The following is a 25,360-nucleotide window of genomic DNA, read 5'->3' as shown; positions in this document are numbered from 1 at the left end:
CTACTTCAGCAGGGCCGGCAGTTTTTGCAGCAGCCCGGGCAGGGCCTGACTCGCGGACTCGCGGATGCTGAGCGTGACGCTGCCCGACAGCGGGGTGGGCTCGGGATTGACCTCGATCACGGTGACGCCGCGCGAGAGGGCGAGATCGGCGAGGCCGGCGGCCGGGTAGACAATCGCGGAGGTTCCGACGACCACCATCACGTCGGCCGTCTGAGTCGCCTCGACGGCGTGACTCCACGGGCCTTCGGGCAGCTGCTCGCCGAACCAGACGATGTCGGGCCGGACCAGCCCGCCGCACCGGGGGCACAGCGGCGGTTGCGCCTCGATCGCCGGTTCGGGCATCTCGGGCAACGCGTCATGGTAAGGCAGATCGCAACTCGCGCAACGGAATTCGAAAAGACTGCCGTGGAGGTGGTGGACCGGATTGCTGCCGGCGCGCTCGTGTAGGTCGTCGACATTCTGGGTGACGACACTGACCTCGGCGTAATCCTGCCAGGCGGCGATGGCCCGGTGCCCGTCGTTGGGTTCGACGGTGCCCACCAGGTGATGCCGCCACAGATACCAGGCCCACACCCGTTCGGGGTTATCGAGCCAGCCCTGGGTGCTGGACAGCTCATAGGGGTCGAAACGGGCCCACAATCCGTTCTTGTCGTCGCGAAATGTCGGCACTCCACTCTCGGCGGAGATCCCTGCGCCGCTGAGCACCGTCACTCGCATAGCCACCAACATAGCGCTGGTTGGAGTAATACTGGATACGTGGAGCTGGGCGAATGGCTAAAGGTCGACCTCAAGGGCGGCCGGCCGCTTTTCGACCAGCTCCGAACGCAGGTCATCGATGGCGTGCGGGAAGGCGCCCTGGCGCCCGGCAGCCGCTTGCCGACCGTACGTGAGCTGGCCGGCCAACTGGGTGTGGCCGTCAATACGGTCGCGCGCGCTTACCGTGAGCTGGAGACAGCGGCCATTGTCGAAACTCGCGGGCGTTTCGGCACTTTCATCGCCCGCTACGATCCGACTGACGCGGCGATGGCGGCCGCGGCCCGTGAGTACGTCCATGTCGCGCGCGGACTCGGGCTGGGCAAGGCCGACGCGCTGCGCTACATCGAGGCCGTGCCCGACGAGGGCTAGCCGAATTCCAGCAGCGTCAAGCACGGCCGCAGCGCTTGGAACATGGGCGCGCGATAGATCATCCGCACGGCCGCGTTGAACGCCCGACCGCGTCCCGGCGGCAGCCGCAAATCCTGCACCGCCCGCACACCCGGCACGGTGTTGACCAGGTCGGCCAGCTGGGCCGCGGACAGGCTGAACGGCAACGGCGGCCCCGTGTAGCGTCGCGAGATTCGCATACCGCGCCGGCTCACCCTGGATACCCAGGCCGGCGGCAGGTCGAAGACCATCTTGCCACCGGGAAATCTCTTGGCGCACTGGGTAATCAGGCCCATCGCCTGTTCGGGTTGCAGATACATCAGTAGCCCCTCGGCGGTGATGAACACGCCTCCTGCTACGTCGACCGAATCCATCCAGTCGTAGTCGAGGGCCGACTGGGCGCACACCGCCACCCGGGGCGAGGCCGGCAGCAGCCGGGTTCGGATGTCGATGATGTCGGGTAAATCAACTGTCAGCCAACGGAATTGGGCATCAGGAATCGCCGCGTCCAACCGCCAGAAGCTGGTCTGCAGACCCTCTGCCAACGCCACCACGGTGGCCGTCGGGTGCCCCGCCAGAAAGGACGCGGCTTGGGTGTCGAACAGCCGTGCGCGCAACGCGATGTCCTGGCGCGGGTGCCCGAACTTCGCGAAGTCGTAGTCGATCGAGTCGACCAGCGCCACCGCCATCGGATCGACGAGCAGGGGATCGGGGCGGCGCGCTTCCTGAGCCCGCGCGTTCAGCGTCAGGAGAGCGGTTTCGGAGACGCCGCCGAGGGAGACCTTCTTTTTGGGAGTGCCTTGGGCAGAGCTCATCGTCGAAAACCTTACCTACGTTTCGCTTTCCAGCATGAGTTTGGCCAGAGTTCGCATATTGCGCGTGGTGGTCGAGGACTTATACCGGGGCTTGCCCATCGTTTTGCCGATCGTGCTGTCCAGGGTGCTGCCTTTGGGCACCTGCCAGTAGATGACGCCGTCACCGCGGCTGATCTTCTCGTCGGGGCCGGCGTCGCTGGCCAACTTCGCGAGCTCGCCGAGCACCTCGGCGTCCGCGACGAACGTGACGTAGGACTGGTATCCGTCGACCTCGGGCTGGTACGGGTAGGCCTCGATGACGGCACGCACCGCGTCGACGTCGTAGGCCAGGACCCACGCGTCGTAGCCGAACCTTTCGCGCAACGCGGCTTCGGCTTTCTTGCGCACCCCGGGCGCCCTGGCCGACGACTCCAGCAGCACGTTGCCGGTGGCCAGGATGGTGCGCACCGCAGCGAATCCCGCGTCGGTCAGGGCCGCCTTGACCTCGGCCATTTTCATATTGATGCCGCCGACGTTGACGCCGCGCAGGAACACCGCGTACTTGGTCATGATCCGATTGCACCAGAGCGACGTAGTCTTTGGGGATGGGACGCCAAGTCTTCGACGACAAATTGCTGGCACTGATAGCGGGGAACTCACTCGGGGTGCTGGCCACGATCAAACGCGACGGGCGCCCGCAACTGTCGAACGTGAGTTACCACTTCGACCCGCGTGAGTTGGTGATCCGGGTGTCGATCACCGAGCCGCGGGCCAAGACCCGCAATTTGCGCCGGGATCCGCGGGCCTCGATCCTGGTCGACTCCGACGACGGTTGGTCGTACGCGGTCGCCGAAGGCATCGCCGAACTCACGCCCCCGGCCGCCGCGCCCGACGACGACACCGTCGAATCGTTGGTTGCGTTGTATCGCAATATCGCCGGTGAGCATCCCGATTGGGATGAGTACCGGGAGGCGATGGTCACCGATCGGCGGGTGGTGCTGACGTTGCCGATCTCGCACCTGTACGGGATGCCTCCGGGCAAGCGGTAGTCGGACTAGGCTGCCGATATGGCCGACACGACTCCTGGAAAAGATGCCACGCCCGCGCAGGCCGAGGACGACAACAAGCGCAAGTTTCGCGAAGCCTTGGAGCGCAAGATGGCCAAGTCCGCGGGCGGATCCGACCACAAAGACAGTGGCGGCAAGCAGGCCCGGGCGCACGGCGCCGCGGGCGGGGGCCGTCGGGAATTTCGTCGCAAGAGCGGCGGCTAGTCTGCCCCAGAGTTGTTGGCGGACAGCGCTTTAGCTCAGCCTCGGGGCGGGGCGAAGAGTCCGATGGACGGGTCGGCCTTGCCTGGCTTGCCGCGCATGCTGCCGCGGGTGCTGGGATGGCTGAAGTCGACTTGGGACGGGTCGTTTTGATAGGCCCAATCCGCCACGATGGTGCGTTGGAAGAACTTCCAGCGGCCGTCGTGGCGGATATAGGTGTCCAGGTACCGGCCGCCGATGATCACGTCGATGTCGTGTTCGGGACCGGCGAAGGTGTGAAACACCAGACAGTAGATCTCGCCACGGGCCCCGTCGCCGTCGACCACGAAGTTTGTGGTGGTGATGTTGTGTTGGGAGACACGCACATACGCCTGGGCCGCCTGCAATTGTGCGATGAACGGTTCGACGCCGCCCGACGAGAACGAGCCGTGCGAATCCGTCGCGTCCGGGTGGTAGAGATCCCGGAGCGCGTCGTAGTCCGCGCGGTCGACGGCCCGGCAATAGGCGGTGACGAGCTGATGCAGTTCGTCGCGGGCAACCATCAGGGCCAGTTTGGCTTCATCCACCACCTCGCCACGATAACTCGGTGGTAATGCGCTGGTCGCCGGCGCCTTTCTGGTGGGTAGTCTGTCGACTGTGAAACTTTGCCTCGCGCAGGATCCTGAGGCCGACGCGCTGCTGGCCAGCGACCCGCTGGCCCTGCTCGTCGGGATGGTGCTGGACCAGCAGGTCACGTTCGAGACCGCTTTCGCGGGACCGAAGAAGATCGCGGACCGGATGGGCAGCTTCAGCGCCTCCGAGATCGCCGACTACGACCCCGACAAGTTCGCCGCGTTGTGCTCGGAAAAGCCTGCGATACACCGGTTTCCGGGATCGATGGCCAAGCGCATCCAGACCCTGGCCCAGATCGTCGTGGACCGCTACGACGGCGACGCCGCGGGCTTGTGGACCGCCGGCGATCCCGACGGCGACGAGCTGCTGCGGCGCATCAAGGGGCTGCCCGGTTTCGGCGAGGTCAAGGCGCAGATCTTCCTGGCGCTGCTGGGCAAGCAATACGGCGTCACCGCGAAGGGCTGGCGCACCGCGGCCGGGCAGTTCGGCAAGGCCGGCACGCACATCTCCGTCGCCGACATCGTCGACGACCAGTCGATGGGGAAAGTGCGCGCGTACAAGAAGCAGATGAAAGCGGCAGCCAAGGCGGCTAAGTAGTAGGTCACCAGAAGGGAAGGGCGGCAACGTGAAGACACACCTGACGTGTCCGTGCGGAGAAGCCATCGTCGGCAAGGATGAGGATGAGCTGGTCGAGCTGACCCAGGCTCACCTGTCCAGCGTTCATCCGGGACTGGAGTACGACCGCGACGCCATCCTGTTCATGGCGTATTAGCCAACCCCGCGCTCATGGTTGGTGTCAGGGCACCACGGTTGAGCCGATGGTGGGCAGGAACTGGCACTGCTTTTCTTTGGTCGTGACCTGACCGAAGATCGTCGACATGATGCTGCCCGAACCGGTGTCGGCGATCGCGGTCAATGTCGTCGGTCCCTCGGGATTGATGTCGGTGCGGGGCGTGAGGGTCACGGTGCCCGACTTGCCCGTCGTCAGGTTCACCCAGGTGACGTTCAGCGGTAGCTTCTGCACTTCGGCGGGTCCGGGCGTGCCGACCGCGGTGAACACGTAGGCGGTCTGGCCTGGCTTGGGGCCGGGCGTCGGGATCGGGGCCGGCCCGGCCACCGACAGCGCGGTCGCCAGTGCGCTGCTGCCGTCGGCGAGGCAGTTGCTGCCGACCGAGGGATACATGAAGTCCTGCGTGACCGGTGCGTCAGGACCGAAACCCGGAGCCGTCGCGGCCGCCGGGGCAGCGCCCGGGGCCGGCGCGGGTGCGGGTGCAGGTGTGGCAGCGGCCGAGGGAGCCGGAGCCGGTGCCGCGGCTGGAGCGGGTGCGGGGCCCGGCGCGGGCGCGGCCGCGGGGGCCGGACCGGGAGCGGCCGCGGGGGCCGGACCGGGAGCGGCGCCAGGTACCGGAGCGTGCGGCGTACCGGCGGGGGGAGCCGCCGCCGGGGCCGGGCCCGCGGCGTGGACCGGGTCGATGCCGGTCGGCAGATGAGCCTGAGTGCCCGGCACGATGCCGGCACCGGGTACATGCTCGGACGGGGCGGCGATGGGCGCCGGAGCCGGCGCACCGGGAACCGGGGCACCCGGCTCCTGAACGAATTGATTCACCGACGCGGCCACGTTCTTGGATTCGCCGGGCGCCGACGGGTTATGGGTGAACGCCTGTGCCGCGGCCATCAGCAGCTGCGTGGCCTGGCCGGGGTCGGTCGCGGCCTGCTGAATGATCGGGCTCAGCTGCGACAGCGCAGGCAGGCCGGGCAGGCCCTGGGTCGCGCTTTGTTGCGGTGTCGGCTGCGGTGCCGCCGGATCGGCTGCCGCGCTCGGGCAGAGCCCGAACGCGGCAACCGATGCCGTCACGACCGCGGCCAAACCTCTGGACAGATTCCAACTGCTTGCCACGATGTCCTCCGGTCCTTCGGTAGTGGATTAGCTGCTTGACGAACTGCTCAGGGAATGGCCGAGAGCAGCGGCGACAGCGGGGTAGCCGCCGGTGCGGCTGCGGCCGCCGGCGCGGCCGCCGTCCCCGGGACGGCGCCTGCGGCAAGCGACGTCAGGTCGCCCGGAAGCGACAGCTTCGGCGGCACGTTCAGCGGCAGGCCGGGCAGCGCCGGCATGTTCACATTCGCCACCTGGGGTGCCGACGCCGGTGCGGCGGCGGGCGCCGCCGGTGACGTCAGGCCCGGGATCGAGCTCAGCCCGGGGATACCGGAACCCGCCGGCGCGGCAGGCGCCGCCGGTGTGGTCTGGCCCAATCCCGGAAGCGAGCCGAGGCCGGGAACCGTCGGGCTGGCCGCCGTGGGGGCGGTCGCGGCGGGGGTGAGTCCCGGAATCGACGGGACACCCGCCGGAGCGGACGCCGCGGGCGCCTGAGCGGCCGAGCTCAGGCCCGGAAAGGTGATACCGGGCTGGGGCGGAGCCTGCGGCGGCTGCGCACCGAGAGCGGTGGCGAGGTTCTGCAGAATCTGCGGAGCGTTGGCCGCCGAAGCGATCAACTGCTGCGGGATGTTCTGCAGGCCGGGGTCGGGAACCGGCGCCGGGTCGGCGTGGGCGATACCGCCCGTGAGTAGGGCGGCGGACGAACCGACGACAACGGCGGCGGCTTTCACGTAAGTCCAGATGCTTGGCATTGCTCCCCCAAGGGATCGACAACAGGTGACGGAGCCGAAGCTACTTTGATGCTGGTGGGACTCAAGTGACACGTGTGGCATTTATTTGATCGTTATCGATACGAGTGATGGCGGTGACCAGACGGTTGGGGGCACGGCCCGCGAACTGCGGATCGCCGGCAAAGTCCGCGGCTGGGCGCGCGGCGGCGGTGACGACGGACAACACCACAGCGTCCGCCGCGGTCGCTAAAGTCAGGCGGGTAGACACCACTGTGGCCGCCCGGGCGGCACCCATCTCCCGGCGGATGGCGAGTGTGATCAGCTCCGCCGCGCCGCTGCTACTGGTCGTGAGCATCGCCGCACGACTCGCCTTGACGTACCTGACGCGCAACGGCGCGAACTTCGTCGACCTGCACGTCTACCTCGGCGGTGCGGCCGCGCTCGAGCACCCCGGCACCCTGTACGACTTCGTCTACAGCGAGTACACGCCGGACTTCCCGTTGCCGTTCACGTATCCGCCGTTCGCCGCGATCATGTTCTACCCGTTGCACCTGTTGCCGTTTGGCCTGGCCGGCTTTCTGTGGCTGGTCGCGACGATGGCCGCGCTGTACGCCTCGGTCCGAATCAGCCAGCGACTACTCGGCGTGCCGCCCGGCAGCGGCCGGCGTGTCGCGATGGCGTGGACCGCGATCACGATCTGGATTGAGCCGCTGCGCAACAACTTCGACTACGGGCAGATCAATGTCTTTCTGATGCTCGCGGTGCTCTGCGCGGTCTACACGTCGCGCTGGTGGCTATCCGGACTGTTGGTCGGCGTGGCGGCGGGGATCAAATTGACCCCGGCGATCGCCGGTGTTTATTTGGTCGGCGTCCGGCGATTCGCCGCAGCCGCGTTTTCGGCGGTCGTGTTCTTGGGCACCATCGCGCTGTCGGTGTTGATCGTCGGCGATCAGACTCGCTACTACTTCACCGATCTGCTCGGCGACGCCCACCGGGTCGGGCCGATCGCGACCTCGATCAATCAGTCGTGGCGCGGCGCCATCTCCCGGATCCTGGGTCACGACGCCGGCTTCGGTCCGCCGGTCTTGATCGCCGTCGCCGTGACGGCGGTACTGGCCATCCTGGCATGGCGCGCCGTGGACTCCTCTGATCGGCTCGGCAAGTTGCTGGTGGTCGAGATATTTGCGTTGCTGATGTCACCCATTTCGTGGACCCATCATTGGGTGTGGCTGGTGCCGCTGATGATCTGGCTGATTCACGGACCCAGCCGCGAGCGACCCGCAATGCGGGTCGCGGGCTGGGGCTGGTTGGCGCTGACCATCGTCGGCGTGCCGTGGTTGTTGTTGTTCGCTCAGCCGAACATCTGGGAGATCAGCCGGCCCTGGTACTTCGCGTGGGCCGGGCTGGCGTACACGGTGGCCGCAGTGGCAACCCTGGTTGTCATCGCCACGTCTGGCAAACGAGCCGGCCGCTCTGATTCGGCGCCGGCCCGGCGGTCGCGATCACGGGCGGCGCCGTCGCTGGGCTAGCTCCCGACGATCCCGTTGATATCGCGTGCCATCTCGACGTCGTTTTTGGTGATTCCGCCTTCAGAATGCGTGACAAGTGCGAAAGTCACTGTCCGCCAACGGATGTCGATATCCGGGTGATGGTCCTTGCTTTCGGCGTGCTCGCCGACCCGGCGCACCGCGTCGATGCCGTCCAGGAAGCTTGCAAACTTGATCGAGCGGCGCAGTGCTCCATCCGCACGTTCCCAACCGTCGAGGTCGGCCAGTGCGGCATCCACTTGTTCATCCGTCAGTACGGCCATGGCCAGCAAACCTTTCTACGCGAAAAACCTTGCCAGTTGCCACGTTACGCCATGGCTCCGGTCGTTTGAGTTCGCGATTTCGGGGAAGTCGGTGTTGAACCGCCGCAGCGGCCACTTCGTCAAGCAGGTAATGGCCCGGGGCTCAGGGAGGGACGTGGCCGCCATGACGGAAAATCTGACACCGCACTTCGAAGACGTCCAGGCGCATTACGACTTGTCGGACGACTTCTTCCGGCTGTTCCTCGATCCCACGATGACCTACAGCTGCGCCTACTTCGATCGCCTGCAGCCCATCACGCTGGAAGAGGCCCAGATCCGCAAGATGGACTTGTCGCTGGGCAAGCTGGGGCTGCGGCCCGGGATGACGCTCTTGGACGTCGGGTGCGGCTGGGGAGCAACGTCGCGCCGAGCGATCGAGAAGTACGACGTGAACGTCGTCGGCCTGACGTTGTCCGAACACCAGGCCGCCCACGTCCAGAAGTCGTTCGACGCGATGAACACCCCACGCAGTAGGCGGGTGCTGTTGCAGGGCTGGGAACAATTCGACGAGTCCGCCGACCGGATCGTCTCCATCGGTGCGTTCGAGCACTTCGGTTACGACCGCTATGACGATTTCTTCGCGATGGCCTATCGCACCCTGCCCGGCGACGGGGTGATGCTGCTGCACACGATCACCATGCTGACCGCACAGCAGATCGTGGAGCGCGGCCTGCCGATGACCGAGGAGCAGACCAACTTCAACGACTTCATCGCCCGCGAGATCTTCCCGGGGGGCCAGTTGCCCGCGATCGAGATGGTGGAGTTCCACGCCTCGAAGATGGGATTCAACCTGGCCCGCCGCCAGTCGCTGCGACTGCACTACGCCCGAACGCTGGACCATTGGGCCGTCGCATTGGCCGGGCGCCATGACGATGCGGTCAGGATCCAATCCGAAGAGGTCTATCAGCGCTATATGCGTTACCTGACCGGATGCGCCGACGCGTTCCGGGACGGCTACATCGACGTCAACCAATTCACGTTGCGTAAGTGAATCAGGTTGCAACACATGTGAGTTCGTGGAACGTGCCGGTTCCCGGCGACTAGGCAACCGTCTACTACACGAACTTTGCTGTACGTGAGCATGAACGGCACGCTGATACGCCCCGATCTGCCCTACCCTGACCGCATGAAGCCCGAGAATTTCATCGCGCTGCACCGCGACTACCTCGAACGACCCGACGCCGTCAAAGTCATCGCCGATGCGGACGGCGGATGGAGCGTCTTCATCGAGATCGGCGGCCCGTATAAAACCCAGGAGCGGGCCGACGAGGTCGCCAAACTGATCACCGCCGACCTGTTCGACTTATACCGCACTAAGGCGTGACATCGATTGTGGGCCAACATGGTTCGGCATCCACCGCCGATGAGGTCCACCGACTGCGCGGGTGGGGCGAGGGCTCGCGCCGCATAGCTGATTGCCCAACAGTCGACGTGATCGGCGATCGGGCGGCATCGATCGGTTAACTTGTCGCAATGGCCCCGATACAGCTGTCGATGGGAATACCCTCCTTCTCCGCCGAGGAGCCGGCGAACTGGGAGCACCTGACTGACTGGGCGCGCGTGCTGGAGAGCGCGGGATTCGATCGCGTGCAGGTCTCCGAACACATCGCGTTCGGCATGAACATGGACGCCTACGCGGATCCCGGCGTGGGGGGAACGGCCGGCGGTCGCCAACCCACCGGGCCGGACGGACTCTGGCTGGAACCGCTCACCGTGCTGACCTACCTCGCGGCACGCACCGAACGCATTCGGTTGGGCACCAACATCCTGCTGGCTGCGCTGCGTCCCGCCGCGGTTCTCGCGAAAACCGTTGCGACACTAGATGTTCTTTCGGGCGGGCGCGTCGATCTCGGGGTGGGTGTCGGCTGGCAGCGCGAGGAATACGACGTGGCCGGAGTGGATTTCGACAGGCGCGGGGCGATCCTGGACCAGACGCTCGAGGTGTGCACGCGGTTGTGGCGGGAGAACGAGGTCAGCTACGCCTCACCGGAGTTGACCTTCGATCGGATCCATCAGATGCCCAAGCCGCTGCAGCCGGACGGCGTGCCGATCTGGGTCAGTGGGACGGTCAATCGTGCCGTCGCCCGCCGCCTCGCGCGGTTCGGAAAGTATTGGATTCCGTGGGGTCAGGATGCCCGTGACCTCGCCGACGGGATCGGGCGGATGCGCGCGGCGGTCGAAGGTGCCGGCGGTGATCCGCACGGGTTCGGCGTCACCGGCTCGCTTCGGGTGAAGGCCAACGCCGATGAGGGGCCCGATCTTGCCGCCGTCGCCACCGACGCGGCCGCACTTGCGAAGGCCGGCGTCACGGACTTGAGGCTGATCCAGTGGCCGGCGCGGTTCGGGAACGGCGAACGCGATCTGCGCGCGTTTGTCGAAGCGGTGCGCGGCGCAGTCTGATCCGCCGTGCCGACCCAGATCGTCGTTGCCGGAGCCGTCATCCGTGGCTGCGCGCTGCTGGTCGCGCAACGCGTCCGGCCACCGGAATTGGCCGGCCGCTGGGAGCTTCCCGGTGGCAAGGTCGCCCCCGGTGAGACCGAGCCGCAGGCGTTGGCCCGCGAACTGGCCGAGGAACTCGGCCTCGAGGTTGCCGACGTGATGGTGGGGGATCGCCTTGGCGCCGACATTGCGCTGAACGACACGATGACGTTGCGGGCCTACCGGGTGCGCCTGGTTGGCGGCGAACCGCACCCGCACGACCACCGGGCGCTGCGCTGGGTGACGGCAGCCGAGTTGCCCGACGTCGACTGGGTGCCCGCCGATCGCGGATGGCTGCAGGACCTGGCCAGCGTCCTCTGAGCGGCGGATGAGCTGCTCGGTTCGCCATTGATGGGCCACCGCTGCCAGAATCACCGACGTGCCATTCCGCAATGTCGCCATCGTCGCCCACGTCGACCACGGCAAGACCACTCTCGTTGATGCGATGCTGCGCCAGTCCGGCGCGCTGACACATCGTGGCGATGACGCGGTCGAGCGCCTCATGGACTCCGGGGACCTCGAGAAGGAAAAGGGCATCACGATCCTGGCCAAGAACACCGCCGTGCACCGCAAGCATCCGGACGGATCGACGACCGTCATCAACGTCATCGACACCCCGGGCCACGCCGACTTCGGCGGTGAGGTCGAACGCGGGCTCTCGATGGTCGACGGTGTGCTGCTGCTGGTCGACGCCTCCGAGGGCCCCCTGCCGCAGACCAGGTTCGTGCTGCGCAAGGCGCTGGCCGCCCACTTGCCGGTGATCCTGGTCGTCAACAAGACCGACCGGCCGGACGCCCGGATCTCCGAGGTCGTCTCGGAGAGCCACGACCTGCTGCTCGACGTCGCATCGGACCTCGACGAGGAAGCGCAGAAGGCCGCCGAGAAGGCGCTGGGCCTGCCGACGCTGTACGCCTCGGGCCGAGCCGGCATCGCCAGCACGACAGAGCCGTCCAACGGACAGAACCCCGAGGGCGACAACCTCGATCCACTGTTCGACGTGCTGCTCGAGCACATCCCGCCGCCGCAGGGTGATCCCGAGGCGCCGCTGCAGGCGCTGGTGACCAACCTCGACGCGTCGGCGTTCCTCGGCCGGCTCGCCCTGATCCGCATCTACAAGGGCCGCATCCGCAAGGGCCAGCAGGTCGCCTGGATGCGCGAGGTGGACGGCCATCCGGTGATCACGACCGCGAAGATCACCGAGCTGCTGGTGACCGAGGGTGTGGAACGCACGCCCACCGACGAGGCGATCGCCGGCGACATCGTCGCTGTCGCGGGCATTCCGGAGATCATGATCGGTGACACCCTCGCCGACCCCGAGCACGCGCACGCACTGCCGCGCATCACCGTCGACGAGCCGGCGATCTCGGTGACCGTCGGCACCAACACCTCACCGCTGGCGGGCAAGGTGAAGGGTCACAAGCTGACCGCCCGCATGGTGAAGTCGCGCCTGGACGCCGAACTCGTCGGCAACGTCTCCATCAAGGTCGTCGAGATCGACCGGCCCGATGCGTGGGAGGTGCAGGGCCGCGGCGAGCTCGCGCTGGCGGTGCTCGTCGAGCAGATGCGCCGCGAGGGTTTCGAGCTGACCGTCGGCAAGCCGCAGGTGGTCACGCAGACGATCGACGGCAAGCTGCACGAGCCGTTCGAGGCGATGACGATCGACTGCCCCGAAGAATTCGTCGGCGCCATCACCCAGTTGATGGCCGGCCGCAAGGGGCGCATGGAGGAGATGACCAACCACGCGGCGGGCTGGGTCCGGATGGACTTCATCGTGCCCAGCCGCGGCCTGATCGGCTTCCGCACCGAATTCCTCACCATCACCCGCGGCACCGGCATCGCCAACGCGGTGTTCGACGGCTATCGGCCGTGGGCGGGCGAGATCCGGGCCCGCCACACCGGCTCGCTGGTCTCGGACCGCTCCGGTGTCATCACGCCGTTCGCGATGATCCAGCTCGCCGACCGCGGCCAGTTCTTCGTCGAGCCCGGGCAGGACACCTACGAGGGCATGGTCGTCGGAATCAACCCGCGCGCGGAGGATCTCGACATCAACATCACGCGGGAGAAGAAGCTGACCAACATGAGGTCGTCGACGGCCGACGTCATCGAGACGCTGGCCCGTCCGCTGGAACTCGACCTGGAGCAGGCCATGGAGTTCTGCGCGGCCGACGAGTGCGTCGAGGTGACTCCGGAGATCGTGCGGGTGCGCAAGGTCGAGCTGGACGCCACCTCGCGGGCGCGCAGCAAGGCGCGGGCGAAGGCTCGGGGCTAGTTTGTTGTTGTCCTTCGCCCGAAGGAGTCGACAAGCCGCCGGGCAGGCGGTCGATACCCTGATGCTCGTGCTGCATCGGGCCCGCCACGTTTTGCTGATCGGCGCCGTGCTGCTCGCACTGATGGGACTGACGCTGGCGGCGTGCACCGTCAGCCCGCCGCCGGCCCCGCAAAGCACCGATACGCCGCACAACACACCACCGCCGCCGCAGCGGGTCACCCAGATCATCATGGGCATCGACTCGATCGGCGCCGGATTCAACCCGCATCTGCTCTCCGATCTGTCTCCGGTGAACGCGGCGATCAGCGCGCTGGTGTTACCGAGCGCGTTCCGGCCGGTGCCCGACCCCAACACGCCCACGGGTTCGCGGTGGGAGCTGGATCCGACCCTGCTGGTGTCCGCCGAGGTGACCGGCCAGAACCCGTTCACGGTCACCTACAAGATCCGGCCCGAGGCGCAGTGGACCGACAACGCCCCGATCGGCGCCGACGACTTCTGGTACCTGTGGCATCAAATGGTCACCCAACCCGGGGTGGTCGATCCGGCGGGCTATGACCTGATCACCGGGGTGCAGTCGCTCGAGGGCGGCAAGCAGGCCGTCGTCACCTTCGCCCAGCCGTATCCGGCCTGGAAGGAATTGTTCAACGATCTGCTGCCGGCGCACATCGTCAAGGACGTGCCGGGCGGTTTCGCCGCGGGACTGGTCCGGTCGCTGACGGTCACCGGCGGACAGTTCCGGGTGGAGAACATCGACCCGCAGCGCGACGAGATCCTGATCGCCCGAAACGACCGCTATTGGGGGGCGCCCGCCAAGCCCGCGCTGATCCAGTTCCGGCGGGCCGGAGCGCCTGCGGCACTGGCGGATTCGGTGCGCAACGGTGACACTCAGGTGGCCCAGGTGCACGGCGGCTCGGCGTCCTTCGCCCAGCTGTCGGCCATCCCCGACGTGCGGACCGCCCGGATCATGACCCCGCGCGTCATGCAGCTCACGCTGCGTGCCAACCAGCCCAAGCTGGCCGATACCCAGGTCCGCAAAGGGATTCTGGGATTGCTCGACGTCGATCTGCTCGCCGCCGTGGGCGCCGGCAGCGACAACACCATCTCGCTGGACCAGGCTCAGATCCGGGCGCCCAGTGACCCCGGCTATGTACCGACCGCGCCGCCCGCGATGACCAAACAGGCTGCGCTGGCGTTGTTTTCGGCGGCGGGGTATCAGGTGGAGAACAGCGCGCCGGCCCCCGAGACCACCCCGCCGCCGACCACCGGGCCGCCGGAGGTGATCCGCGGCCGGATCAGCAAGGACGGCAAGCAGCTGTCGCTGGTCATCGGGGTGGCGGCCAACGACCCGACCTCGGTGGCCGTGGCCAACACCGCCGCCGACCAATTGCGCAACGTCGGCATCGCCGCATCGGTGTCGGCGCTGGATCCGGTGACGCTGTATCGCGACGCGCTGACCAACAACCAGGTGGACGCGATCGTGGGGTGGCACCAGGCCGGTGGAAACCTGGCGACGCTGCTGGCGTCGCGCTACGGCTGCCCCGCCTTGGAGTCGACGCCGGTACCGACCGCGACCACGCCGCCGACGACCACTCCCGTCGCCTCGACCTCACCGGCGGCACCGGCCAGCACGGCGCCGACGGCGGCGAGTCGTCCGCCCGATCCCGGCGCGCTGGTGCAGGCGCCGTCGAACCTGACCGGGATCTGCGACCGCAGCATCCAGTCCAACATCGACGCCGCGCTCGACGGCACCAAGAGCATCAACGACGTGATCACCGCGGTGGAGCCGCGGCTATGGAACATGTCGACGGTGTTGCCGATCCTGCAGGACACCACGATCGTCGGGGCGGGCCCGAGCGTGCAGAACGTCAGCCTCTCCGGGGCCGTGCCGGTCGGCATCGTCGGCGACGCCGGGCAATGGGTGAAAACCGGGCCCTAGGGATCAGTCGGTGACGCCGATGCCCGGGGCGGGATGACGGTGTCGACGATCAGCGCCAGCTCGCGCCGGTTGGGGGGCACGCCGGTCAGCATGAAGTGATGGTTGATCAATGCCGGTCCGACGCGTGCGGTCAGCGACGTGACGTTGGCAGGATCGAGTTCGCCGGCGTCGATCGCGGTTTGCAGGATCGATTCGACAATCTGTAGCCGCGGGCACACCACGGCGTCGGCGAAGATGGCCCGCATCTCGGGTTCGTGCAGCAGCTGATGGATGGTGTCCAGGCCGGGAAACCCCGTCTTGCCGGCCAGCACGTCACGGTGCGAGGTGAACAGCGTCAGCAGGGCGTCCCTGGGCGATCGGCCGGAGCGGGGTTCGGGCACCGGCGGCAGCGCGAACACCAGCGCGGCGTGCACCAGATCGTGCTTGCTGCACCAGCGCCGGTACAGCGCCGCCTTGCCGGTCTGAGCGCGGGCGGCGATTCCTTCCATCGTCAGCCCGCCGTAGCCGACCTCGGCCAATTCCGCCAGCGTGGCCTCATAGAGCGCACGTTCGAGCACCTCACCGCGGCGGCGGCTGCGGACGCCCGTCCGCGCTATCTCGGTGGCTTGCGGCATTTCTCGATAGTAGCCGTTGGCGTTCCTATTTGGTGTGTCCTGGGGCAACACGGCGACCGAGACCGGCGGGTAGGGTGCGTCCATGCCTGAGACTGCGCGGCTGTTGTTCGTCCACGCCCATCCCGACGACGAGAGCCTGAGCAACGGCGCCACGATCGCGCACTACGCCGCGCGCGGCGCCGAGGTCACCGTCGTGACCTGCACGCTGGGCGAGGAGGGCGAGGTCATCGGGGAACGTTGGGCCGAGCTCGCGTTCGATCGCGCCGACCAACTCGGCGGCTACCGAATCGGCGAACTCACCGCGGCATTGCGGGCCCTCGGCATCGGTGCACCGATCTATCTCGGCGGCGCGGGACGTTGGCGCGACTCCGGCATGGCGGGCACCGAGAAGCGGCGCCGTGAGCGCTTCATCGACGCCGACGAACGCGAGGCCGTCGGGGCGCTGGTCGAGATCATTCGCCGGCTGCGCCCGCACGTCGTGGTCACCTATGACCCCAACGGCGGATACGGGCATCCCGACCACATCCGGGCCCACACCGTGACGACGGCCGCGGTCGCGGCGGCCGCCGGCGCCGATTACTCCGGCGAGCCCTGGGACGTGCCGAAGTTCTACTGGACGGTGCTGGCCGTCGACGCCTTCCTGGCCGGCTGGGACGACCTGGGCCCCGAGGACTTTCTGCCCGGGTGGGCGAAACCGCCCCGAGAGGAATTCGACTTCGGATACTCCGACGATTCGATCGACGCCGTCGTGGCGGCGCCGCCGGATGCGTTGGCCGCCAAGGTCGCCGCGCTCGCCGCGCACGCCACGCAGGTGGTCGTCGGTCCGACCGGACGGGCCTGCGCGCTGTCGAACAACATGGCCCTGCCGATCCTCGGCGAAGAGCACTACGTCCTGGTCGCCGGGGCCGCCGGGGACCGCGACGAGCGTGGCTGGGAGACCGATCTGCTCGCCGGACTGGATCTCGACGGATCCGCGACGCGGTAGGCTGCCAAGCAGGCAGCCACGGAAGGAATTCGCATGGACCCCGACCTGGACCCTAACCTGCAGCACTGGCAGGACCGGCTCGACAGCTTGCAGTGGGTTATCGGCTCCGTTCTGTCCAACATCGACAGCGTCCCGACCTGACCGAAACCAAGTCACGCGCCGCGACCGTCGAGGAAGCCGGCGCGACGGACCCCGCTATTCGCGTCGTGGTGTTGGCGCTGTTGGCCGTCGATGGGGTCCTATCCGCACTAGCCGGGGCCCTGCTGCTGCCTTTCTACATCGGCGCGATTCCGTTTCCGATCAGCGGACTGATCAGTGGTCTGGTCAACGCCGCCCTGGTCTGGGCGGCCGGCCGTTGGACCCGTTCGGCGCGGGTGGCCGCACTGCCGCTGTGGACATGGCTGCTGACGGTGGCGGTGATCAGCATGGGCGGTCCCGCCGACGACATCATTCTGGGAGGTAGCGGGCTGATGGCTTACGGCGCTCTACTGCTGATCGTGCTGGGGGTGACACCGCCGGTACTGGTGTTGTGGCGGCGTAGTTACCACTACGGCTGACGCGTACCGGCCTGGCGCTACTGTTGCGCTTATGGCACCGGCTATGGTTGCCGAAATTCAGATGTTGGGACACGCGGATGAAATTCGATCGTGGGGAAGTTACACCAAGGTGCCAGTGACACCGAGGCCTCCGGGCGAGCAGCCCACCGCTCTGCCTGATCCCGTCATTCCGGCTCGGGCCCCTGCCAAGGCCAGTGCGTCCGCGTTGCGGCGTGTGTTGCGCCGGGCGCGTGACGGTGTCGCGCTCAACGTTGATGAGGCCGCCGTGGCGATGACCGCCCGCGGTGCCGACCTGGCCGACTTGTGTGCCAGCGCGGCTCGGGTGCGCGATGCGGGTCTGGAGTCGGCCGGCCGGCGTGGCGCGGGAGGTCGGCTGCCGATCACGTATTCGCGCAAAGTGTTCATCCCCGTCACTCATCTGTGCCGGGACACCTGCCATTACTGCACGTTCGTCACCGTGCCCGGCAAGCTTCGCGCTCAGGGCATCGGTATGTATCTGGAGCCCGACGAGATCCTCGACATCGCCCGGCGTGGCGCCGAACTCGGTTGTAAGGAAGCATTATTCACCCTTGGCGACCGGCCGGAGGACCGCTGGCCGCAGGCCCGTGAATGGCTCGACGAGCGCGGCTACAACTCGACCCTGTCGTATGTGCGCGCGATGGCGATCCGGGTGCTGGAGGAAACCGGGCTGCTGCCGCACCTGAATCCGGGCGTGATGAGCTGGTCGGAGATGTCGTTGCTGAAGCCGGTGGCGCCGTCGATGGGCATGATGCTCGAGACGACGTCGCGGCGGCTCTTCGAAACGAAAGGGCTGGCGCACTACGGCAGCCCGGACAAAGACCCGCAGGTGCGGCTGCGGACGCTGACCGATGCGGGTCGGTTGTCGATTCCGTTCACCACCGGTCTGCTGGTCGGCATCGGGGAGACGCTGGCCGAACGCGCCGATACGCTGCACGCGATTCGCAAGTCGCACAAGGAATTCGGTCACGTGCAGGAAGTGATCGTGCAGAACTTCCGGGCCAAGCAACACACCGCGATGGCCGATGTTCCCGATGCCGGAATCGACGACTACCTGGCGACGATCGCTGTTGCCCGCCTGGTGCTCGGGCCCGGCATGCGGATTCAGGCGCCGCCGAATCTGGTGTCCCGCAAGGAGTGCCTGGCGCTGGTCGCCGCGGGAGTCGACGACTGGGGCGGGGTTTCGCCGCTGACGCCCGACCACGTCAACCCGGAACGGCCCTGGCCCGCCCTGGATGAGCTGGCCGCGGTGACCGCCGAAGCGGGATTCGACTTGGTGCAGCGGTTGACCGCGCAACCCAAATACGTCCAAGCCGGTGCCGCCTGGATCGACCCGCGAGTGCAGGGGCACGTTGCGGCACTGGCTGATCCGGCCACCGGCCTGGCTCGCGACGTCAACCCCACCGGCCTGCCCTGGCAGGAACCCGACGAGGCGCAGTCGAGCGGGCGGGTCGATCTGAACGCCGCGATCGACACCGAAGGCCGCAACACCGAGGCGCGCAGCGATCTTGACAGCGCCTTCGGCGACTGGGAATCGATTCGTGCGCACGTGCACGAGCTTGCCGCCCGCGCCCCCGAACGCATCGACACCGACGTGCTGGCCGCGCTGCGCTCCGCCGAGCGCAACCCCGCCGGCTGCTCCGACGACGAATACCTGTCGCTGGCCACCGCCGACGGTCCGGCATTGGAAGCCGTTGCCGCGCTGGCTGATTCGTTGCGACGCGACACCGTCGGTGACGACGTGACGTTCGTGGTGAACCGCAACATCAACTTCACCAATATCTGCTACACCGGTTGCCGGTTCTGTGCTTTCGCGCAGCGCAAGGGCGACGCCGACGCGTATTCGCTGTCGGCGGCCGAGGTGGCAGATCGCGCCTGGGAGGCGCACGTCGAGGGCGCGACCGAGGTGTGCATGCAGGGCGGGATCGACCCCGAACTGCCGGTCACCGGCTACGCCGACCTGGTGCGTGCCGTCAAAGCCCGGGTGCCCTCGATGCACGTGCATGCGTTCTCTCCGATGGAGATCGCCAACGGCGTGACCAAGAGCGGGCTGAGCGTGCGCGAGTGGCTGATCAGCCTGCGCGAGGCCGGGCTGGGCACCATTCCCGGCACCGCCGCGGAGATCCTCGACGACGAGGTGCGCTGGGTGCTCACCAAGGGCAAGCTGCCCACGTCGATGTGGATCGACATAGTGTCCACCGCGCACGAGGTGGGCCTGCGGTCGTCGTCGACGATGATGTACGGGCACGTCGACAGTCCCCGGCACTGGGTCGGCCATCTCAACGTGCTGCGCGAAATCCAGGACCGCACCGGCGGATTCACCGAATTCGTGCCGCTGCCGTTCGTGCACCAGAGCTCGCCGCTGTATCTGGCCGGCGCGGCCCGTCCGGGGCCCACCCATCGCGACAACCGAGCGGTGCATGCGTTGGCGCGAATCATGTTGCACGGCCGCATTTCTCAGATTCAGACCAGCTGGGTCAAGCTGGGCACCGAGCACACCCAGGTGATGCTCAACGGTGGCGCCAACGACCTGGGCGGCACGCTGATGGAGGAGACCATCTCGCGGATGGCCGGCTCCGAGCACGGCTCGGCGAAGACGGTGGCCGAACTGAGGGCGATCGCCCACGGCATCGGCCGTCCGGCGCGGCAGCGCACCACCGATTACAGCCCGCTCGCCGCCTAGTTGCGCGTACTTGTCGGTGGCCCGGGGTATACCCGAGGCCGTGAAGCCAGTCATCGACGCCGAACGATTTCCGGAGTGGCAGCCCTTCCTCGATGCGGTGCAGCAGCGTCGGCCCGATAGCGGCACCTGGTGTGAAGCCTGGACCGTGCGTGACATCGTCATCCATCAAGCCGGCAACGCCGAGGAACTGGCCCGGGTGCTGGGCGCGCATCTGGCCGGCGAACCCGTCGGCACCCGGGGCTTCGAGGAGCGCGAGGGCCCACTGCGCGACCTCGACGACGCGGACTTGTGGGACGCGCTGCTGGATCGGATGGCCACCCTGAACGACGTCGCCGCCACGGCCGAGGAGGCTGATGCGGACACCGACGTCGCCTGGACCGGACGCACGATGAAGGTGCCCTGGTTCGCCGAGCACATGCGCGAAGAGCTGGTCCTGCACGGCTGGGACATCACCGGCGACGACCCCGCGGCGCAGGCCCGGTTGGCCGAGCCGTGGATGACGACGCACAGCGTCCTCGCGGTGGGTCGACCGCTGCTGGCCAAGGGGGTCAAGCAGCTACCGGCGGGCGAGCGGATCGAGGCGCGGTTGCGAGTCGGCGACACCGACGACGTCCTGCTCGACGCCCGGACCGACCACACCACGATTGGATTCGCCGCGCCCGAAGGGACGGCCACACTGGAAACCGATGCGGCCGCACGGGTATTGCTGCTGTGGGGACGTCGCCCCGCCGATCCGTCGCGGATCTGCAGCCGCGTCGGCCCGGAAGCCCTGGGCCGACTGCGGCTACTGCTCAGCGGCTACTGAGCCGACTGCGGCTCAGTAGTTGTTACAGACGACCGCGACCTGCTGGATCGTGTTGAAGTACTTCGCGGCGGCCGGCATCGCCTGAATCTGCGCAGCCATCTGCTGGCGCTTCGGCGGCGGGGAGGCCAGGAACTGCCGGATGTAGTTCTGCGCGAACGGCGAAGCGTTCAATTCCTGGGCAGTGGCCGGATCGTTCGCGTTGAGCGCGGCCATCACCTGCCCGTAGTTGCAGGTCGTGTTGATGATCGGATCCATGGGGTCTGCCGAAGCAACCCCCGCCGCGGCGCTGAGCGCCACTGCCGCACCACCAACCGCGGCTGCCAGTTTGCTTAACGACAGCGTCATCATGCTTGGACACCTTCCCCGGATCTCTGAAAGCCAACGACGGCTAAGTGATCTGCCCTAGCGGCTGCCGTCTCGGACGAGGCTACCAGCCGTTGCGGACGTTCTTTCGTTTCACGGTTATTCGCTGGGCCCGCCCGGAATGTAACCATCGGCAGACCAACGTCGGGGTGACGTTCGTCACACGAGGGAAATCGTCTGGCCAAACGCCGGCTGGCGATCGCGTCGACACGTTCGAATGGTCCGTGCGGCGACCTGCACGCCTGCGAGACTGACCGTATGAAACCTGGCAATCGCCGTAGCGTGCCCAGTGGTTGACGTGTATGTGCAACGTCTAGTATCAGTAACCGAAAGCTTTGCTTACGCGGCCGGCAAGCGCCGCAGCGAGGCTAACAGCAGCCCACACTGAGCCGTCAAGAGAGAAAACGTTGAGGAGACATCCGTGACGTACACGATCGCCCAACCCTGCGTCGACATCAAAGACAAGGCGTGCATCGAAGAATGCCCCGTCGACTGCATCTACGAGGGCGCGCGGATGCTCTTCATCCATCCCGACGAATGCGTCGACTGTGGAGCCTGCGAGCCGGTTTGTCCTGTTGAAGCGATCTATTACGAAGACGACGTGCCCGAGCAGTGGAGCCAGTACACCCAGATCAACGCCGACTTCTTTGTCGAGCTGGGGTCGCCCGGGGGCGCAGCCAAGGTCGGGATGACCGAGAATGACCCGCAAGCGGTCAAAGATCTGCCGCCGCAGGGCGAAGGAGACTAAGGGGGCGCAGTGGCGCAGGAGCCCAGGGGGGGCCGACCTGCCTTGTCGGCGTCCCTGCCGGAGTTTCCGTGGGACACCCTGGCAGACGCGAAAGCGCTGGCCGGGGCTCACCCCGACGGGGTCGTCGACCTGTCCATCGGAACCCCGGTGGACCCGGTCGCGCCGGTAATCCAGGAAGCGCTGGCAGCCGCCAGCGCTTCGCCCGGATATCCCGCCACCGCCGGCACTGCGCAGCTGCGGGAATCCGTGGTCACGGCCCTGGGCCGCCGCTTCGGCGTCACCGGGCTCGCCGAGAACGCGGTGTTGCCCGTGATCGGCACCAAGGAACTCATCGCCTGGCTGCCAACGCTGCTCGGGCTGGGCCCCGCCGACGTGGTCGTGGTTCCCGAGCTGGCCTACCCGACCTATGACGTCGGCGCCCGGCTGGCCGGAGCGCAGGTGCTGCGCGCGGATTCGTTGACCCAACTGGGCCCGCTGTCGCCGGCGCTGATCTATCTGAATTCGCCGAGCAACCCGACCGGACGGGTGCTGGGCCTCGATCATCTGCGCAAGGTCGTCGGGTGGGCGCGGGAACGCCGGGTCGTGGTGGCCTCCGACGAGTGCTACCTGGGCCTCGGCTGGGAAGCCGAGCCGCTGTCGGTGTTGCATCCCGCGGTGTGCGACGGCGACCACACCGGACTGTTGGCCGTGCATTCGCTCTCCAAGAGCTCGTCGCTGGCCGGGTACCGGGCCGGCTTTGTCGCGGGCGATCCCGGCCTGGTCGCCGAGCTGTTGGCGGTGCGCAAGCACGCCGGAATGATCGTGCCGACGCCGGTGCAGGCCGCGATGGTGGCCGCACTGGACGACGACGACCACGAGAAGGTGCAGCGCGAGTGCTACGCCCGCCGCCGCGGCGCTCTCGCACCGGCGCTGCGCGCGGCCGGGTTCGCGATCGACGATTCCGAAGCCGGGCTGTATCTGTGGGCAACCCGCGATGAGCCCTCTCGCGACAGCGTGGGGTGGTTGGCCGGCCGCGGCATCCTGGTGGCGCCCGGCGAGTTCTACGGCCCGAGCGGCGGGCGGCATGTGCGGGTCGCGCTGACCGCCACCGACGAGCGCATCGAAGCCGCGGTCGCGCGGCTGACCACATCGGCCGCGCGCTGATCGGCAGAAATCTTCGCGTCCGTCTGCCGCCGGTCCGGCGAACCGGCAGAATGCATCGAGGGCATTGGCCAACCGCTGGATCTCGGGTAAGGACTGTTTGTCGTGACAACTTCGGCTAGCAAGCTGCGCCTCCCGCTGTCGGTCCAGGACGTCGCCAAGCGCCTCTTTCTCGGAAAGCCCCTGATCACCGAGGAGCTGGCAGGTGAAAAACTGTCGAATCCGGTTGCGCTGGGCGCACTTTCACCCGACGCGATCTCGTCGACCGCCTATGGTCCCGAGCAGATCCTGATCGAACTGCTGCCTGCGGCCGGCCTCGCCGCGTTCGCCTTGTTGCTTCCCATCACCGGCGTCATCCTGTTGATCCTGGTGTTGGTGACCGCGTCCTATCGGCAGGTCGTGATGGCCTACACGCGCGCGGGCGGCTCCTACATCGTGGCGCGGGAGAACTTCGGGCCGCGGGTGGCTCAGGTCGCCGCCGCAGCGCTGCTGATCGACTACGTCGTGACGGTCGCGGTGCAGTCCGCGGCCGGAACGGTGGCGGTGGTGTCGGCCGTTCCCGCGCTGGGGCCGCACAGCCTGCAGATCACCGTCGGCGTGGTGCTGCTCATCTGCTTCCTGAACCTGCGCGGATTGAAGGAAGCCGGATGGCAGTTCGCGTTCGCCACCTACTTTTTCATCATCATGGTCGGTCTGACGATCGTGGTCGGTGTCACCCGGGTGCTGCTGGGCGATCTGCCGGTCTATGACCCCGCGCAGATGCCCGGAACGGTGCCGGTGCACAAGGCCGACGGGTTGGTGATGGGCGCGACGATCCTGACCCTGCTGCGCTCCTTCGCCAACGGGGGTTCTTCGCTGACCGGTGTCGAGGCCATCTCCAACACCGTCGACCTTTTTCGAAAGCCCCAGGGACGCAACGCACGTCGGGTGCTCACCACGATGGCGACCGTGTTGGGGTTCTTGCTGGCCGGTGTCGCCTATCTCGCGTTCGCCACGCATGCGACGCCGTACGAGAGTGAATACCCGTCGGTGCTGTCGCAGATCGCCCGTGCCGTGTTCGGCGGCGGGGTCCTCGGCAACGTCTTTTACATCCTGGTTCAGACGGCGACGGCCGCGATTCTGTTCACCGGTGCGAACACCAGTTTCAACGGCTTTCCGGCGCTGGCCAGTTTCGTCGCCGAGGATCGCTTCCTGCCCCGGCAGCTGATGAAACGCGGTCACCGCCTGGTGTTTTCGAATGGCATCATCGCGCTGACCGCACTGTCGGTGGTGTTGCTGGTGGTGACCGGCGGTTCGGTCAATGCGTTGGTGCCGTTCTACGCGATCGGTGTGTTCACCGGATTTTCGATGGCCGGCTACGGCATGACCAAGCACCATCTGACGCACCGCGAGCCGGGTTGGCGAACCCGGTTGATTATCAACCTTTCCGCGGGAATCCTCTCGACGGTCGTGGTCGCGATCTTCGCGGTGGCGAAGTTCACCGAGGGCGCGTGGCTGGTCGTCATCGTGTTCCCCCTGCTGGTGTTCGTCCTGATGCGGCTGAATCAGGAATATCGTGCGGAGGCCGCGATTCTCGAGATGTTCCGCACCGACCGGCCCGATTTGGTCAAGTACGCGCGGCACAAGGTGTTCGTTTTCGTGAATTCGGTCGACCTCGCGGTGATCGAAGCGCTGCGCTACGGCAAGGGATTACGCGCCGACGAGATGATCGCGGTGCACATCGTCGTCGACGCCGCCTATGCCGCCCAGATACGGAAGCGTTGGGATCACTTCGAACTCGACACCCGGCTGCGCGTCGTGGATTGTCCGGATCGGCGGGTCATCCGCGCCGCACAACTGTTCATCGCGAAGGCGCGTGACGAGCAACCGAATACCAACGTGACCGCGCTGCTGCCGCGACGCACCTATAACCCGTTGGTGGGCCGGCTGCTGCACGATCGCACCGCGGACAAGATCGCCCGGGCGGTCAGCATGATCCCCGACGCCGCGGCGACCATCGTTCCCTACGATGTCCAGTCGCGGATCGAGGAGGCATATCCGGAACGATTCGAGCAGCGGATCGCGCGCGAATTCGAAAAGTTCGGCGAGTGGGTGACCCGCGGTGAGGACGAGAACGTCGACGCCTACGAACATCCCGATTCGTCGCGTTCGGTGATCACCGTGGCGAGCCTGATCCCGGGTCGCCGCGCCACCTTCGAAGGACGGGTCAGCGAGGTCGAGGACACCAGCAAGGGTCGGCGTACCATCCGGTCGATCGTGGTCGGCGACCACAGCGGCGAGATCACCGTGGTGTTCCCGTCTGGACACGGGGGAGCCGACATCCAGCCCGGCCAGCTGTTGCGCATAACCGGCAAGCCCAAGCAGAGCGGCAATCGGCCGATGTCGATGGTCGATCCGATGTACCACATCGTCGAAGACCCGGCGCAGGCTGGCCGGCCCGGGGCCTCACGACCCAGCACAACCTGAGCATTAACGTGGTGACGGCATAGCCCGC

At 67.2% G+C, this 25,360-nt stretch carries 28 protein-coding genes; 19 read left to right on the top strand and 9 right to left on the bottom strand.

The genetic code is table 11. The features are described from left to right. A complete protein-coding gene (locus tag AAHS21_RS05435; protein WP_342926690.1) occupies positions 1–729 on the bottom strand; it encodes an NAD-dependent deacylase in 729 nt (242 codons plus the stop codon). 27 nt (positions 730–756) lie between these two features. Between AAHS21_RS05435 and AAHS21_RS05430 the strand changes: the two genes are divergently transcribed. Further along, the gene (locus tag AAHS21_RS05430; RefSeq protein WP_342926689.1) at positions 757–1,125 is read left to right on the top strand and encodes a GntR family transcriptional regulator; all 369 of its coding nucleotides are present in this window, start codon (positions 757–759) and stop codon (positions 1,123–1,125) included. On the opposite strand, the gene AAHS21_RS05425 is transcribed toward AAHS21_RS05430, so the two are convergent. Continuing rightward, entirely contained in the window at positions 1,122–1,958 is an 837-nt protein-coding gene (locus AAHS21_RS05425) for a class I SAM-dependent methyltransferase (protein WP_342926688.1), read from the bottom strand. The genes AAHS21_RS05430 and AAHS21_RS05425 overlap by 4 nt on opposite strands. A gap of 15 nt (positions 1,959–1,973) precedes the next feature. After that, positions 1,974–2,507 (bottom strand): DUF1697 domain-containing protein, encoded by a 534-nt coding sequence (locus AAHS21_RS05420; protein WP_342926687.1) that lies wholly within the window; start codon positions 2,505–2,507, stop codon positions 1,974–1,976. A gap of 35 nt (positions 2,508–2,542) precedes the next feature. Here AAHS21_RS05420 and AAHS21_RS05415 point away from each other — a divergent pair, with 35 nt between their 5' ends. Both AAHS21_RS05415 and AAHS21_RS05410 read left to right on the top strand, forming a co-directional pair. Next, positions 2,543–2,986, top strand: coding sequence for a PPOX class F420-dependent oxidoreductase (locus AAHS21_RS05415; protein WP_342926686.1), 444 nt, complete (start codon positions 2,543–2,545; stop codon positions 2,984–2,986). An 18-nt stretch (positions 2,987–3,004) separates the two neighbouring features. Beyond that, a complete protein-coding gene (locus tag AAHS21_RS05410) occupies positions 3,005–3,208 on the top strand; it encodes a DUF5302 domain-containing protein (RefSeq protein WP_342926685.1) in 204 nt (67 codons plus the stop codon). 35 nt (positions 3,209–3,243) lie between these two features. Here AAHS21_RS05410 and AAHS21_RS05405 read toward each other — a convergent pair whose 3' ends face one another. Further along, a complete protein-coding gene (locus AAHS21_RS05405; RefSeq protein ID WP_342927085.1) occupies positions 3,244–3,747 on the bottom strand; it encodes a nuclear transport factor 2 family protein in 504 nt (167 codons plus the stop codon). A 94-nt stretch (positions 3,748–3,841) separates the two neighbouring features. Here AAHS21_RS05405 and AAHS21_RS05400 point away from each other — a divergent pair, with 94 nt between their 5' ends. Then, positions 3,842–4,414, top strand: coding sequence for an HhH-GPD-type base excision DNA repair protein (locus tag AAHS21_RS05400; RefSeq protein ID WP_342926684.1), 573 nt, complete (start codon positions 3,842–3,844; stop codon positions 4,412–4,414). Between the two features lie 28 nt (positions 4,415–4,442). Beyond that, positions 4,443–4,589, top strand: coding sequence for a DUF1059 domain-containing protein (locus tag AAHS21_RS05395; RefSeq protein WP_084163488.1), 147 nt, complete (start codon positions 4,443–4,445; stop codon positions 4,587–4,589). A 24-nt stretch (positions 4,590–4,613) separates the two neighbouring features. On the opposite strand, the gene AAHS21_RS05390 is transcribed toward AAHS21_RS05395, so the two are convergent. Both AAHS21_RS05390 and AAHS21_RS05385 read right to left on the bottom strand, forming a co-directional pair. Further along, complete coding sequence (locus tag AAHS21_RS05390; protein ID WP_342926683.1) at positions 4,614–5,714, bottom strand: hypothetical protein; 1,101 nt, start codon at positions 5,712–5,714, stop codon at positions 4,614–4,616. A gap of 47 nt (positions 5,715–5,761) precedes the next feature. After that, positions 5,762–6,442: a hypothetical protein gene (locus AAHS21_RS05385; protein WP_342926682.1), complete on the bottom strand. Its 681-nt coding sequence runs from the start codon at positions 6,440–6,442 to the stop codon at positions 5,762–5,764. Between the two features lie 188 nt (positions 6,443–6,630). On the opposite strand from AAHS21_RS05385, the gene AAHS21_RS05380 reads away from it, so the two are divergent. Next, the gene (locus AAHS21_RS05380; protein ID WP_342927084.1) at positions 6,631–7,950 is read left to right on the top strand and encodes a mannosyltransferase; all 1,320 of its coding nucleotides are present in this window, start codon (positions 6,631–6,633) and stop codon (positions 7,948–7,950) included. On the opposite strand, the gene AAHS21_RS05375 is transcribed toward AAHS21_RS05380, so the two are convergent. Continuing rightward, positions 7,947–8,231 carry a 4a-hydroxytetrahydrobiopterin dehydratase gene (locus AAHS21_RS05375; RefSeq protein ID WP_342926681.1) on the bottom strand — a complete coding sequence of 95 codons (285 nt, stop codon included), beginning with the start codon at positions 8,229–8,231 and terminating at the stop codon, positions 7,947–7,949. The two genes, AAHS21_RS05380 and AAHS21_RS05375, sit on opposite strands and share 4 nt — an antisense overlap. A 163-nt stretch (positions 8,232–8,394) precedes the next feature. Between AAHS21_RS05375 and AAHS21_RS05370 the strand changes: the two genes are divergently transcribed. From AAHS21_RS05370 to AAHS21_RS05345, 6 genes are all read left to right on the top strand, one after another. Continuing rightward, the gene (locus AAHS21_RS05370; protein WP_342926680.1) at positions 8,395–9,261 is read left to right on the top strand and encodes a cyclopropane mycolic acid synthase family methyltransferase; all 867 of its coding nucleotides are present in this window, start codon (positions 8,395–8,397) and stop codon (positions 9,259–9,261) included. Between the two features lie 135 nt (positions 9,262–9,396). Next, entirely contained in the window at positions 9,397–9,594 is a 198-nt protein-coding gene (locus tag AAHS21_RS05365) for a hypothetical protein (protein WP_342926679.1), read from the top strand. 149 nt (positions 9,595–9,743) lie between these two features. Further along, complete coding sequence (locus AAHS21_RS05360; RefSeq protein ID WP_342926678.1) at positions 9,744–10,670, top strand: TIGR03619 family F420-dependent LLM class oxidoreductase; 927 nt, start codon at positions 9,744–9,746, stop codon at positions 10,668–10,670. Between the two features lie 6 nt (positions 10,671–10,676). Further along, on the top strand, positions 10,677–11,069 hold the full coding sequence (locus AAHS21_RS05355; RefSeq protein ID WP_342926677.1) for a (deoxy)nucleoside triphosphate pyrophosphohydrolase: 393 nt from the start codon (positions 10,677–10,679) through the stop codon (positions 11,067–11,069). A gap of 58 nt (positions 11,070–11,127) precedes the next feature. Next, a complete protein-coding gene (gene typA, locus AAHS21_RS05350) occupies positions 11,128–13,017 on the top strand; it encodes a translational GTPase TypA (protein ID WP_342926676.1) in 1,890 nt (629 codons plus the stop codon). Between the two features lie 61 nt (positions 13,018–13,078). Further along, positions 13,079–14,953 carry an ABC transporter family substrate-binding protein gene (locus AAHS21_RS05345; protein WP_342926675.1) on the top strand — a complete coding sequence of 625 codons (1,875 nt, stop codon included), beginning with the start codon at positions 13,079–13,081 and terminating at the stop codon, positions 14,951–14,953. Here the strand turns inward: AAHS21_RS05345 and AAHS21_RS05340 are convergent. Next, on the bottom strand, positions 14,950–15,567 hold the full coding sequence (locus AAHS21_RS05340; RefSeq protein WP_342926674.1) for a TetR/AcrR family transcriptional regulator: 618 nt from the start codon (positions 15,565–15,567) through the stop codon (positions 14,950–14,952). The two genes, AAHS21_RS05345 and AAHS21_RS05340, sit on opposite strands and share 4 nt — an antisense overlap. A gap of 82 nt (positions 15,568–15,649) precedes the next feature. Here AAHS21_RS05340 and mshB point away from each other — a divergent pair, with 82 nt between their 5' ends. The 4 genes from mshB (at position 15,650) to AAHS21_RS05320 (ending at position 20,615) form a co-directional block, all read left to right on the top strand. After that, entirely contained in the window at positions 15,650–16,552 is a 903-nt protein-coding gene (gene mshB, locus AAHS21_RS05335) for an N-acetyl-1-D-myo-inositol-2-amino-2-deoxy-alpha-D-glucopyranoside deacetylase (protein WP_342926673.1), read from the top strand. Positions 16,553–16,644: 92 nt separating this feature from the next. Continuing rightward, on the top strand, positions 16,645–17,109 hold the full coding sequence (locus tag AAHS21_RS05330) for a hypothetical protein (RefSeq protein ID WP_342926672.1): 465 nt from the start codon (positions 16,645–16,647) through the stop codon (positions 17,107–17,109). 61 nt (positions 17,110–17,170) lie between these two features. Continuing rightward, positions 17,171–19,810, top strand: a complete 2,640-nt coding sequence (locus AAHS21_RS05325; RefSeq protein WP_342927083.1) for a bifunctional FO biosynthesis protein CofGH — start codon at positions 17,171–17,173, stop codon at positions 19,808–19,810. A gap of 40 nt (positions 19,811–19,850) precedes the next feature. After that, complete coding sequence (locus tag AAHS21_RS05320) at positions 19,851–20,615, top strand: maleylpyruvate isomerase N-terminal domain-containing protein (RefSeq protein ID WP_342926671.1); 765 nt, start codon at positions 19,851–19,853, stop codon at positions 20,613–20,615. 12 nt (positions 20,616–20,627) lie between these two features. On the opposite strand, the gene AAHS21_RS05315 is transcribed toward AAHS21_RS05320, so the two are convergent. Further along, entirely contained in the window at positions 20,628–20,960 is a 333-nt protein-coding gene (locus AAHS21_RS05315; RefSeq protein ID WP_090609537.1) for a hemophore-related protein, read from the bottom strand. A 439-nt stretch (positions 20,961–21,399) separates the two neighbouring features. Between AAHS21_RS05315 and fdxA the strand changes: the two genes are divergently transcribed. From fdxA to AAHS21_RS05300, 3 genes are all read left to right on the top strand, one after another. Next, positions 21,400–21,726 (top strand): ferredoxin, encoded by a 327-nt coding sequence (gene fdxA, locus AAHS21_RS05310; RefSeq protein WP_025735298.1) that lies wholly within the window; start codon positions 21,400–21,402, stop codon positions 21,724–21,726. A 42-nt stretch (positions 21,727–21,768) separates the two neighbouring features. Beyond that, positions 21,769–22,869 carry a succinyldiaminopimelate transaminase gene (dapC, locus tag AAHS21_RS05305; RefSeq protein WP_342926670.1) on the top strand — a complete coding sequence of 367 codons (1,101 nt, stop codon included), beginning with the start codon at positions 21,769–21,771 and terminating at the stop codon, positions 22,867–22,869. Positions 22,870–22,971: 102 nt separating this feature from the next. Beyond that, complete coding sequence (locus AAHS21_RS05300; RefSeq protein ID WP_342926669.1) at positions 22,972–25,332, top strand: amino acid permease; 2,361 nt, start codon at positions 22,972–22,974, stop codon at positions 25,330–25,332. The last annotated feature ends 28 nt before the right edge of the window (positions 25,333–25,360 follow it).

This window comes from Mycobacterium sp. 050272 (genome assembly GCF_039023525.1).
GTDB lineage: Bacteria > Actinomycetota > Actinomycetes > Mycobacteriales > Mycobacteriaceae > Mycobacterium.
This window is presented reverse-complemented; position numbering and strand designations above follow the sequence as displayed.

Bases quoted from the DNA above. Each gene is read 5' to 3' on its own strand.
- AAHS21_RS05405 (WP_342927085.1), bottom strand. From the start codon at position 3,747: ATGGTTGCCCGCGACGAACTGCATCAGCTCGTCACCGCCTATTGCCGG.
- AAHS21_RS05415 (WP_342926686.1), top strand. From the start codon at position 2,543: ATGGGACGCCAAGTCTTCGACGACAAATTGCTGGCACTGATAGCGGGG.
- AAHS21_RS05375 (WP_342926681.1), bottom strand. From the start codon at position 8,231: ATGGCCGTACTGACGGATGAACAAGTGGATGCCGCACTGGCCGACCTC.
- AAHS21_RS05315 (WP_090609537.1), bottom strand. From the start codon at position 20,960: ATGACGCTGTCGTTAAGCAAACTGGCAGCCGCGGTTGGTGGTGCGGCA.
- AAHS21_RS05420 (WP_342926687.1), bottom strand. From the start codon at position 2,507: ATGACCAAGTACGCGGTGTTCCTGCGCGGCGTCAACGTCGGCGGCATC.
- AAHS21_RS05360 (WP_342926678.1), top strand. From the start codon at position 9,744: ATGGCCCCGATACAGCTGTCGATGGGAATACCCTCCTTCTCCGCCGAG.
- AAHS21_RS05340 (WP_342926674.1), bottom strand. From the start codon at position 15,567: ATGCCGCAAGCCACCGAGATAGCGCGGACGGGCGTCCGCAGCCGCCGC.
- AAHS21_RS05325 (WP_342927083.1), top strand. From the start codon at position 17,171: ATGTTGGGACACGCGGATGAAATTCGATCGTGGGGAAGTTACACCAAG.
- AAHS21_RS05345 (WP_342926675.1), top strand. From the start codon at position 13,079: ATGCTCGTGCTGCATCGGGCCCGCCACGTTTTGCTGATCGGCGCCGTG.
- AAHS21_RS05370 (WP_342926680.1), top strand. From the start codon at position 8,395: ATGACGGAAAATCTGACACCGCACTTCGAAGACGTCCAGGCGCATTAC.
- AAHS21_RS05425 (WP_342926688.1), bottom strand. From the start codon at position 1,958: ATGAGCTCTGCCCAAGGCACTCCCAAAAAGAAGGTCTCCCTCGGCGGC.
- mshB (WP_342926673.1), top strand. From the start codon at position 15,650: ATGCCTGAGACTGCGCGGCTGTTGTTCGTCCACGCCCATCCCGACGAC.
- AAHS21_RS05410 (WP_342926685.1), top strand. From the start codon at position 3,005: ATGGCCGACACGACTCCTGGAAAAGATGCCACGCCCGCGCAGGCCGAG.
- AAHS21_RS05365 (WP_342926679.1), top strand. From the start codon at position 9,397: ATGAAGCCCGAGAATTTCATCGCGCTGCACCGCGACTACCTCGAACGA.
- AAHS21_RS05435 (WP_342926690.1), bottom strand. From the start codon at position 729: ATGTTGGTGGCTATGCGAGTGACGGTGCTCAGCGGCGCAGGGATCTCC.
- AAHS21_RS05385 (WP_342926682.1), bottom strand. From the start codon at position 6,442: ATGCCAAGCATCTGGACTTACGTGAAAGCCGCCGCCGTTGTCGTCGGT.